Origin of the sequence: Micromonospora globispora (genome assembly GCF_003857015.1) — a bacterium.
In the GTDB taxonomy this organism is placed as follows: Bacteria; Actinomycetota; Actinomycetes; order Mycobacteriales; family Micromonosporaceae; genus Micromonospora; species Micromonospora globispora.
In genome coordinates this window covers 1-10,682 of record NZ_QGGF01000475.1, presented here as the reverse complement: position 1 = coordinate 10,682, position 10,682 = coordinate 1, and the positions used below count along the sequence as shown (strand labels likewise).

Sequence of the window (10,682 nt, the reverse complement as noted above, 5' to 3'; positions counted from 1 at the left end):
AGCCGGCCGCTGTCCCGCCGGCCGAGGGGGCCGACCCGGCCGCCGCCGACGGTGCCCCGGTCCAGGAGGTACCGGTGCCGGTCGACTTCCTACCGGCGAACGACGTCGAGGAGGACCTGCTCGGTGCGGCCGGCAGCGGCAGCACCGACACCTTCCTCTCCACCCTGCTGCTGGCCCGGGTGCTGCTTCCCGTCGCGCCCGACTCGGCCCCGGGCAGCCGACCCGGAGACCCCGGGTTCGTCTGGCGCACCGAGCAGTTGGACGGCGAGACGTACGTGGTGGTCTACACCTCGCCGGAGCGGCTCGCGGACCGGGTCGACGGCCCGCTGGAGACGGTACGGGTCAAGTTCGTGCAGCTCATCCGCCGTTGGCCGGACGAGGCGTGGTCGTTCGCGGTCAACCCGGGCACCCCGGTCGGCGCGAAGTACCCGGGCGAGCAGGTGGTCGGACTGGCCAACTGGGCGGCCGAGGTGGGGCTCGGCGACGACCCGGAGCACGAGCCGGAGCCGCCCGCCGCCGAACCGGAGCCGGCGAGCCCGCCCCGGTACGCCCCGGCGGCGGCGGACCCGACCCGTCCGGTCACCATGCAGAAGGCGATCGCCCCGAGCCAGCTCGCCTACTACCTGGAGCGGGGCTACGACCGGGTCTCCGGATTCGTGCACCGGGCCAGCGAGCTGGCCCACCTCACCACCCCGACCCAGTTGTACGACGCCCTCGGCCTCGGCCATCCGGACTCGCCCTTCTCCCGCGACGCCGAGAAGGTGTACGTCCTCCGCTGGCCGGCGTACCGGCCGAGCCTCTACCGCATCCCGTACGGCGGCCAGAACGAGGCGGCGATGCGGGCCATGGAGGGCTGGGTGATCGAGCGTGCGCCCTTCCGGGGCAACGGTTTCGCGCCCGGTGAGAGCAGCGACGTGGTGGCCGAGTTCAAGGTGGACAGCGCCCGCCTGCCGCACGGCGCGCAGCTCTGGCGGATCGGCGGGGACGGCACCGAGCGGGTGATCGCCATTCTGGACACCGACGCGCTGTTGTGGCGACAGGTGGGTGAGCCGTGACCCGGGACGGTTACGTGGCCCGCTGGCAGGGGCGGGAGTACCAGGCCAGCCCGGACGGCGACGACGTCCGGCTCTACCAGCCGGAGCCGGGTGAGGGCTTCGAAGAGGTACGCCCCGGCCGGTACGTCCGGGTGGTGCCGGCGTCCGAGGTGGACGACCTGGCGTACGTCCGGACCACCTGCACCTGGCAGGGGCAGCCGTTCATCGTGCTGGGCGAGCACGACGGTTGGCTGCGGGTGGAGTACACCGGCGGGCGGTGGCCGGTCGCCCGGGCGATGGGGCTGGAGAGCTTCGACTTCGGCGTCTACCAGGGCTGGGCGCCTGCCGGCGAGGTTGCCGACCTGCGCGAGCAGCGGGTCTGAGTCAGGACTTCGTCCAGCGCAGGATCTCGCCGAGCACGACGTCCCGGGCCTCCACGTGCGGGAAGTGGCCGACCCCGTCGAGCAGCCGCCACTCGTAGGGGGCGGTGACGTACCGGCCGGAGCCCTGCGCGGTGCGCGGTAGGGAGGCGGTGTCGAGTGCGCCGTGCAGCTGGAGGGTCGGCGTGACCAGCGGCTTCTGCATCAGCCGGACGAACCGGTAGCCGTGCAGCCGGAGCACCGACCGGAACGCCCACCGGTAGCTCTCCAGGGCGCAGAAGGCCGCCTGCGGGATCTGCATGGCCTCCCGGCAGCAGGTGGCGTACGCCGCGAAGTCCGGGCCGTTCACCCAGTTCGGCCCGCCCCAGCGGCGCAGGATCGCCTCGACCTCGGCGCCGTCGTCCCGGGTGAGCACGTGCTCGTAGCGAGGGAGCTGGAACTTCAGCGTCGGTGTGGAGGCGGCGAACTGGCCGCGCGGGTCGGCGAAGATGGCCGCCCGCAACCGGAGCGGGTGCGGGGCGCCGAGCACCACCAGCCGCCGGACCAGGGTGGGGTGGAACGAGGCGGCCGTCCAGGCGATCAGGCCGCCGGCCCCGGTCCCCACCAGGGTCGCCGACCGTTCACCGAGCGCCCGGATCAGTCCGGCCACATCGGCGGCCAGGGTGTACCCGTCGTATCCGCGGGGCGGCTTGTCGCTGGCGCCGTAACCGCGCAGGTCGACCGCGACCGCCCGGAAGCCGGCGTCGGCGACCGCCGGCAGCAGCTCCCGCCACGCCCACCAGTGCTCGGGAAAGCCGTGCAGGAAGAGCACCATCGGGCCGGTGCCGGCCTCGACGACGTGGAACCGGCTGCCGTTGGCGCCGACGAAGCGGTGCGTCCACGGCCCCTCGGTCAGGACGCAGGACTCGTCGGCGGGTCCACCGCGCTGCTCGGTCATGTGCCACAGCCTAGGGCCGCCGTCCCGTACCGGGCCCCGCAGGTGGTGAGGATCAGGGGTTTCTCCGGGGCGGGGTCACCGGGGCGGTCAGGGCGCCGGACCGGAAAGGGCGATGCCCGGGCAGTAACCCTGCCCGGGCATCGCTGGTGATCGGTGATCCGTGGATCAGGAGAAGCGGACCTTCACCGAGGTGCCGTTCTGCTCCAGTACCCGGATCTTCGTGCCGGTGGCCGGGACCTTGACGCCGTGGTTCGGCAGCTCGTCGAACCAGTACTGCTGGGTGTCGTCGAACAGCGGCTGCCCAGCCTGGCCACGGATGTACTGCGGCTGGCTGTTGAGGTGCAGCGTGAACGAGTCCGCCTTCCGCAGGCTGAACGGCGCGTCGTAGACCTGGACCCGGGCCCGCCAGGGGTTGCCGGTCAGGTTGTAGATGGGCCGCGGGTGCGCGTCGATGATGAGGTTGCGCCCCTCACCCGGGTGCTCGAACGTGTCGTTGTCCGCCCAGCGCAGGTTCCAGTAGGAGATCAGCAGACCCTGCTGGTACGCGTAGTGGTCGACGAGGTCCGGCCGGGTGTTCTGGTAGCCGAAGTAGTACGGACCGGTCCGGAGGTACTTGTCGTATGAGACGTACGTCCGGTTGCCGGCGATGTAGTAGTTGTCGAAGAGCCTGGTGTAGCTCTCGTCGGCGATGCTCCAGCCCTTGAGCGCCCAGTCCCCGGCACCGTTCTCGGCGCCGTCGCTGAGCAGGGTCTGGCCGTCGGCGGTGACGGTGATGGCGTCACCGAAGAAGCCGCCCGCGGAGAGCCCGCCGTCGGTGATGTAGTGGAACCGGAACTGCGCGACCTTGCCGGCGGCCATGTCCATCGGGATGTTGACGTCCACCCACTTGCCGCCGCTGCTGCCGGAGAGCGCCGGCCGCGGGTCGTTCGACGACACCGGCGGGAGCGCCTTGCCGTCCACCGTGGCGGGGAGCGCCGTCCAGGTCTTGCCGCCGTCCAGCGACGCCTCGAAGAAGAGGTAGTCGAAGCCGGCCTCGATCGAGTAGCGGCCCTTCATCGACAGCGCCGCCGTGGACTTCCCGGTGAAGTCGAGCGTCCTGGTCATGGTGTTGTCCAGGTCGTCGTCGTTGCCGGAGAAGTACTGCTTGGCGCCCTCGAACGGCTTGCCGTTGTCGAAGGTGTACTCCCGCTGCGGGAGCACCACCACGGCGGCCTGCGGCTTGCGGGAGTTGTACTCCTGCGCCCCGAGCACCATCGTCCGCTTCTGCCCGGCCTTGACCACCTCGTAGTCGAGCCAGCCGAGCTGGAGCTTGTTCCAGGCGCCGAGGTCGCCGCCGCGCTCGCCGATGCCGCCGTCGTTCTTGCCGCTGAGCCGGCTCTGGGCCATCAGGGTCCAGTGCTCGTTGTTGTTGTCCCCACCGTTGAGCACGTTGTAGTCGTCCGGCAGACCGAGGTCGTGGCCGTACTCGTGGTAGAAGACGCTGCGGCCACCGTTCTCCGGCTGGATCGTGTAGTCGCGGATCCAGACGCCGGTGTCGCCGACCTGGGTACCGCCGATCGGGAAGTTCGCCGGACCGGTCTGCGAGGTGTTGTACGCGGACCAACGGTGGCTCCAGATCGCGTCCTCACCCTGGTGCGGGTCACCGTCGGCCTGGTCGCCGCCGGAGTGGACGATCTGGAAGTGGTCGATGTAGCCGTCCGGCTCGTTGAAGTTGCCGTCACCGTCGTAGTCGAACCGGTCCCACTGGTCGAAGGACCGCATGTCGGCCTTGATCTGGGCGTCGGTGCGGCCCTTGGCCTTCTGGTCGGCGACCCACTGGTTGGCCGCGTCCCGGACCAGGTCCCAGGTGTTCTGACAGACGTTGCTGGCGCACACCGCCGGGTCGCCCGTCGGGTCGTCGTCGGCCTTCGGGTCGTTCGACCGGCCGTAGCGGGCGGCGTTGTACTTGACCTTGACCCAGTCGGTGACCTCGCCGTCCACGCTGTACCGCCCGGACGACTGGGCCTCGTAGTACTGCTTGAGCGACTCGTCGCCCGGCTTGGTGCCGAAGTACAGCTGCCGGAAGTGCTCCGGGCTGAAGTCGGCCTGCCAGATGGTGGAGTTGTCGACCGCCCGGTCGGGCGCCGGGATCTCGTTGTGCCGTGGCCCGTCGAACCGGGTCGGGCCGGGCGTGTCCGGGTCCATGTCCTTGTCCGGGTAGGCGGGGTCCCGCTCGTCGCCGAACTCGGCGAGGATCACGAAGATCCGATCGGTCCGCTCCCGGGCCAGCTCGACGTACTGGTCCTTCTTGCCGGCCCGGCCCGGTGCCGCGGTCCGGGCGCCGGCCCCGGCCGCCGCGCCGCCGGCGGTCTCGCCGACCTTGACGACGGTGCTGCCGTTGATCTGTTGCGGCTTCGCCCTGCCGGAGAGAACCTCGCTCAGACCCTCCTGACGCAGGGCGCGACGCTTGTCCTCGAGCTTGTCCGGCAGATCGTGATCGGCTGGGGCCTGCTGCTCGGCGACCGACGGAGCGGTCGCCGGCAGCTTCGGCTGCGGCGCGGCGCTGGCGGCCGTGCCCGCCACCAGTCCCGTCGCCGTCAGCGAAAGCCCGAGCAGACCCACTGCGACTTTGCGCACGTGAGTACCTCCGGGGTGAAGGGAACCGGCCCAACGGGGGTACGGGCCGGTGAAAAGTCCCACCGTTGCGGCGATGGGACCACTGGCCAAGATAGACACTGCCGTGACGCGACGGAAGACAGAGGCATCGATTTGTAGCAACTTTTTGTGGCCGCGGCTGCTCAGCGTCACATCCGTTCCCTCCACGAAGGACGGTTGAGCAGGGCGAACGTTCCAGGAACGCGGAAGGGGCCGGTAGCGTCGCCGCCACCGGCCCCTCCGGGCTGTTCAGTTGTTGATTCAGTTGGTGACCTTCACGACCATGTCGCTGGTCGGGGTGGTGCCCTGCTGCAGGATCTCGATGGTGGTGCCGGTGCCGGCCACCTTCACCGAGTTCCAGGCGTTGCCCGAGGTCCAGTACTGGCCGATGCCCTTGTCACTGAAGATCGGGTGCGGCTCCAGCTCCGGCACGGTGACCGCCACGCCGTTCTTGTGGAAGGTCTGCGCCGGCTTGGTGTAGAGGCTGAACGTCGCGTCGTAGCCGTTGCGCCGGTTGCTGATGGTGCCCTGACCACCGACGTTGATCTTATCGGGGCGGACGTCCACCGGCAGGTTCAGGCCGTAGCCCGGGTGTGCCGACGTGTTGTTGTCGCCGTACGCGTAGTTCACGTACCAGACCAGCATGCCGGGCTGGTTCGCGAAGTGCTCCACGAAGTCCGGCCGGGTGTTGCCCCAGCCGAAGTTGTACGGACCGGTCCGCAGCGTGTCGTCGTAACCGAAGTGGGTCCGGTTCTCGGCGATGTAGAAGCGGGGGTATGTGTCGGTCACCGAGCCGGTGATCCGCGTGAAGCCCTTGACGGCCCAGTCCGCCGACAGCGTCTCCGCGTCGTCGGTCCAGGCGACGGTGCCGTTCTTGGTCAGCTGGATGTTGTCCAGGAACGGGCCGGCGTAGTGCAGGCCGCCGTCGGTGGCGTAGCGGTAACGGAACTTGACGGTCTGCCCGGCGTAGGCCGACAGGTCGTACGTCGAGTCGACCCAGGCGCCGTTGCTGGAGCCGTCGATGCCGTTCTGCACGCTGCCGTCGGTCACCGTGTCGTGCAGGTTGTTCTTCAGCGGCTTCCAGGTGGCCCCACCGTCGGTGGACACCTCGGCGTAGAGGTAGTCGTAGTTCTCTTCGATCTCGTACATGAGCTTCGAGGTGATCGACGCGGTGGTCGCGCCGGTCAGGTCGATGGTGCGGGTCAGCGTGTTGTTCACGCTGTCGGCCGCGCCACCCCACCACTCGTACGACCCGCCGAACGGCGTGTTGTAGTTCGTGGTCTGGGTCTGCGCCGGCAGCTTGACCACGACCGCCTGGGCCTTCGGCCCGTCGCTGTCGCCGGCCGGGCCCAGGGTGACCTGGGTGCTGCCCTTGCCGTAGTCGACGGTGCTGTAGTTCAGCCAGCCGAGGAAGAGCTTCGACCACGGGTCCATGTAACCCGGGGTCGAACCGATGTCGTCCTTGCCGTGGTTGAGCCACGAACCGGAGGACATCAGCGTCCAGAACCCGGTGCCGTTGTCGCCACCCTGGGTGTCGTACAGGTCCGGCAGACCGAGGTCGTGGCCGTACTCGTGGGTGAACACGCCCAGGCCGCCGTTCTCCGGCTCGGTGGTGTAGTCACCGATCCAGAGGCCGGTGTCACCGATCTGCACACCGCCGTCGAGGTTACCGGCCGGGCCGGTCGGGTTGCCCGCTTCGTCGAGGTTGCCGACCTTCCAGCGGTGCGACCAGATGGCGTCCTCGCCCTGCGCGCCGCCGCCGGCCTCTTCACCCTCGCCCGCGTGCACCGCCTGGAAGTGGTCGATGTACCCGTCGGGCTCGTTGAAGTCGCCGTCGCCGTCGTGGTCGTACCGGTCCCAGACGTCGAACTGCTTCAGGTAGTCCTTGATCTCGGCCTGGGTCTTGCCGGCCTTGACCTGGGCCTGGTACCACGCAGTGGCGCTGTCCCGGACGAAGGTCCAGTAACCGTCGTCCTCGCCGATGTTGTTGCTGCCGTACCGGGCCTCGTTGTAGGGCACGGTGACCCAGTCGCTGACGTCGCCGCCAACGGTGTATCGGCCACCGGACTGCTTGAGGTAGAAGTCCCGGAACGACTCGCCTTCACCGTAGAACATGTCCATGTAGTGCTCGCGGTGGAAGTCGGAGCGCCACAGGGTGCTGTTGTTGTCGGTGGAGCTGCCGTCCCAGTTCCGGTCCGGCTCGGGGATCTGGTTGACCACCGGGCCGGGCGTGCCGCCGGTGGCCGGGTCGACCTTGTCACCGAAGTTGACCAGCATCGTGAAGATGGGGTCGACCTTCGGGGCCTGCTGGTACTCGACGAACTGGTCGTCCTTGACCTGGATGACCTTCGAGCCGTTGCGCGTCTGAAGCTTGGCCTTGCCGGCGATCAGGTCCGCGATGGCCTGCTTCTTGAGCTCCCGCTGGTGATCCACCTTCGGATCCGGGAGGTTGTCCTTGCCGACCTTCGCCTTGTCGACGCCGGGGGTGGGCTCCGCCGCCGGGGCGGCGGACGCCGGTGCCGTGACGACACCGGCTGCCAGCAGCGCGGCCGCGGCCGAGGCCAGGCCCGCTGTGACTCGTCTCCTCAAAGGTCCTCCTCCTTTGTGGATCTGTTACATGACAGAGCCAGCCAAAGCCATCACTGTCATGTCATGCGTCACTCACAATGACAGAGGTCTGCATCGTTGTCATCGGTCAATCACCTGATGTGCGTGCCCTTTTTACCGGCAAATCCGCACCAATCGGGACATGGACCTGATGTCGATTCACATCACATCTCGGCCACGATCACCTAGCGTCACGGTGGTTATAAGGTCCCCCCAATGCGAGCGCTGAGGGGCCAAGAAATGTCACACCCAAAGTCGGCTGGATGCGGTGAGCGTAAGACGACGAGGCCCGTCGGGAGCAGTGTGCTCCAGACGGGCCTCGCCGTGTATCCCGCCGCGCCGGCGGGCCGCTCAGGTCAGCGCCGGAGTACCACATGTTGGCGCCGCTGTGCGGCTCCGCCAGGGTGATCACCTTGTTCGGCAGGTCGACCTTGATGCCGTCCTTGGTGCCGACCGGGGTGTTCGAGGTCTGACCCAGCTGCACGTCCTTCGAGTCCGCACCCGGGGTGACGGTCAGCGGGTCGGCCCAGCCGAGCACCCACTTGTCCCAGAGGCCCAGGTGGGTCGGCAGCGCCTGGAAGATCTCGCCGGAGTGCGAGCCCGAGGCCATCGGGTCCCAGAAGTCGACGTCCGAGTCGGCGTTGCCGGAGGTGTCGTAGAGGTTGGGCAGACCGAGGTCGTGGCCGAACTCGTGGGCGAACACACCGACGCCGACGTCCTCCGGCTGCACGATGTAGTTCGACACCTTCAGGTTGATGCCGGGAATGGTGTAGCCGCCGGCCCAGATCGTGTACACGCCCCGTCGCCGCCGCCGCGGGACTTGCCCATGCCGGCGTGCACCAGCACCAGGTGGTCGATCACGCCGTCCGGCTCGTTGTAGTTGCCGTCGCCGTCCCCGACTTGCAGTTCGCAGAAACGACGGTGGGTGACGGCCCGTGCGGACCGTCACCCACCGATGCGTACGCCTGTCGTCAGTCCTCGTCGGACTTGCCGCCACCCATGCCGGAGGAGATCAGCTCCATCACCGACGAGTCCTGGAGGGTGGTCACGTCGCCGAGCGAACGGTGCTCCGCCACGTCACGCAGGAGCCGGCGCATGATCTTGCCGGAGCGGGTCTTCGGCAGCTCGGGCACCAGCATGATCTGCCGCGGCTTGGCGATCGGGCCGAGCGTCTTCGCCACGTGGTTGCGCAGCTCGGCGATGAGCTGCTCGCCCGCCTCGCCGGAGATCTCCGCGGTGCCGCGCGGGATGGCGAACGCGACGATCGCCTGCCCGGTGGTCGCGTCGGTCGCGCCGACGACCGCCGCCTCGGCCACCGAGGGGTGGCTGACCAGCGCCGACTCCACCTCGGTGGTGGAGATGTTGTGCCCGGACACCAGCATCACGTCGTCGACCCGGCCGAGCAGCCAGATGTGCCCGTCGTCGTCCTTCTTCGCTCCGTCACCGGCGAAGTAGATCCAGTCGCCCTTGCCGCCGGCTCCGGCGCCGGCCCCGAACCGCGACCAGTACGTCTCGATGAACCGGTTGTCGTCGCCCCAGATGGTGCGCAGCATCGACGGCCACGGCTCCCGCAGCACCAGGTAGCCACCGCCGCCGTTCGGCACCGACTGGCCCTGGTCGTCCAGCACGTCGGCGACGATGCCGGGCAGCTGGGTCATCGCCGAGCCCGGCTTGGCCTCGGTCACGCCGGGCAGCGGGGAGATCATGATGGCCCCGGTCTCGGTCTGCCACCAGGTGTCGACCACCGGCAGCTCGCCGCGGCCGACGTGCTGCCGGTACCAGATCCACGCCTCCGGGTTGATCGGCTCGCCGACGCTGCCGAGCAGACGCAGCGACGAGAGGTCGTAGCCGGCGGGGATGTCCTCGCCCCACTTCATCATCGTGCGGATCAGCGTCGGCGCGGTGTAGAGGATGGTCACCTTGTACTTGTCGACGATCTCCCAGAACCGGCCCTTGTGCGGAGTGTCCGGGGTGCCCTCGTACATGACCTGGGTCGCGCCGTTGGAGAGCGGGCCGTAGACGATGTAGGAGTGGCCGGTCACCCAGCCGATGTCGGCGGTGCACCAGTAGACGTCCGTCTCCGGCTTCAGGTCGAAGACCGCGTGCATGGTGTACGACGTCTGGGTCAGGTAGCCGCCCGTGGTGTGCAGGATGCCCTTCGGCCGGGCGGTCGTGCCGCTGGTGTAGAGGATGTAGAGCGGGTGCTCGGCGTCGAACGGCTGGGCGGCGTGCTCCGGCGAGGCCGTCTCCACCGTCTCGTGCCACCACAGGTCCTTCTCCGACCAGGCCACGTCCTCGCCGGTGCGGCGGACGACCAGCACGTGCTCGACCGACGGGCACTTCGCGACCGCCTCGTCCACGGTCGGCTTGAGCGCCGACGGCTTGCCGCGCCGGTAGCCGCCGTCCGCCGTGATCACCACCTTGGCGGTGGCGTCCTGGATCCGGTTGGTCAGCGCGTCGGCGGAGAAGCCGCCGAAGACCACGCTGTGGGTGGCGCCGATCCGGGCGCAGGCGAGCATCGCGGCCGCCGCCTCCGGGATCATCGGCAGGTAGATCGCCACCCGGTCGCCGGCGGTGACGCCCAGCTCGCTCAGCGCGTTCGCCGCCTGGCAGGTCAGCTTGTGCAGGTCGGCGTAGGTGAGGGTGCGGGTGTCACCCGGCTCGCCCTCCCAGTGGATCGCCACCTTGTCACCCCGGCCGGCCTCCACGTGCCGGTCCAGGCAGTTGTACGCCACGTTGAGCTGGCCGCCCACGAACCACTTCGCGAACGGCGGGTTCGACCAGTCGAGGACCTGGTCCCACTTCTTCGCCCAGGTCAGCCGGTCGGCCTGGCGCTCCCAGAAGGCGAGCCGGTCGCGCTCGGCCTCGGCGTACGCGTCGGCCTTGACGTTGGCCTTCGCGGCGAGTTCGGCCGGCGGCGGGAACTGGCGCGTCTCGTTCAACAAGTTGGCCAATGCCTCGCTCATGCGGTGACTCCTTCGTCGCGTGACCTGCGTCTCCTACTCGGCTGAGGTTAGTCGCGGCGCGCGACGCCCGCGAGCGCCTGGGGAGCCGCCACGCGCCCAGCGGCCCGCGGTACGCGCCGGGGCC

At 69.2% G+C, this 10,682-nt stretch carries 8 protein-coding genes; 2 read left to right on the top strand and 6 right to left on the bottom strand.

The window, feature by feature from the left end:
- On the top strand, positions 1–1,055 hold a 1,055-nt coding region (locus DKL51_RS25655; RefSeq protein ID WP_148097844.1), incomplete at its 5' end, for an SseB family protein.
- Positions 1,052–1,417 (top strand): UCP033725 family protein, encoded by a 366-nt coding sequence (locus DKL51_RS25650; RefSeq protein ID WP_109943135.1) that lies wholly within the window; start codon positions 1,052–1,054, stop codon positions 1,415–1,417. The genes DKL51_RS25655 and DKL51_RS25650, both read left to right, overlap by 4 nt.
- Before the next feature lies 1 nt (position 1,418).
- Here the strand turns inward: DKL51_RS25650 and DKL51_RS25645 are convergent, their stop codons facing one another.
- The 6 genes from DKL51_RS25645 to acs form a co-directional block, all read right to left on the bottom strand.
- The gene (locus DKL51_RS25645; RefSeq protein ID WP_109943134.1) at positions 1,419–2,351 is read right to left on the bottom strand and encodes an alpha/beta fold hydrolase; all 933 of its coding nucleotides are present in this window, start codon (positions 2,349–2,351) and stop codon (positions 1,419–1,421) included.
- A 165-nt stretch (positions 2,352–2,516) separates the two neighbouring features.
- Positions 2,517–4,952, bottom strand: a complete 2,436-nt coding sequence (locus DKL51_RS25640) for an immune inhibitor A domain-containing protein (RefSeq protein WP_124812597.1) — start codon at positions 4,950–4,952, stop codon at positions 2,517–2,519.
- A gap of 294 nt (positions 4,953–5,246) precedes the next feature.
- Positions 5,247–7,574, bottom strand: coding sequence for an immune inhibitor A domain-containing protein (locus DKL51_RS25635; RefSeq protein WP_109943132.1), 2,328 nt, complete (start codon positions 7,572–7,574; stop codon positions 5,247–5,249).
- Between the two features lie 199 nt (positions 7,575–7,773).
- Positions 7,774–8,388, bottom strand: a complete 615-nt coding sequence (locus DKL51_RS25630; protein WP_260428670.1) for an immune inhibitor A domain-containing protein — start codon at positions 8,386–8,388, stop codon at positions 7,774–7,776.
- Entirely contained in the window at positions 8,340–8,453 is a 114-nt protein-coding gene (locus DKL51_RS36685; RefSeq protein WP_260428669.1) for an immune inhibitor A, read from the bottom strand. Before DKL51_RS36685 ends, DKL51_RS25630 begins: the two co-directional genes overlap by 49 nt.
- A gap of 110 nt (positions 8,454–8,563) precedes the next feature.
- Positions 8,564–10,558, bottom strand: a complete 1,995-nt coding sequence (gene acs / locus DKL51_RS25625) for an acetate--CoA ligase (RefSeq protein ID WP_124812596.1) — start codon at positions 10,556–10,558, stop codon at positions 8,564–8,566.
- Positions 10,559–10,682 lie beyond the last annotated feature (124 nt).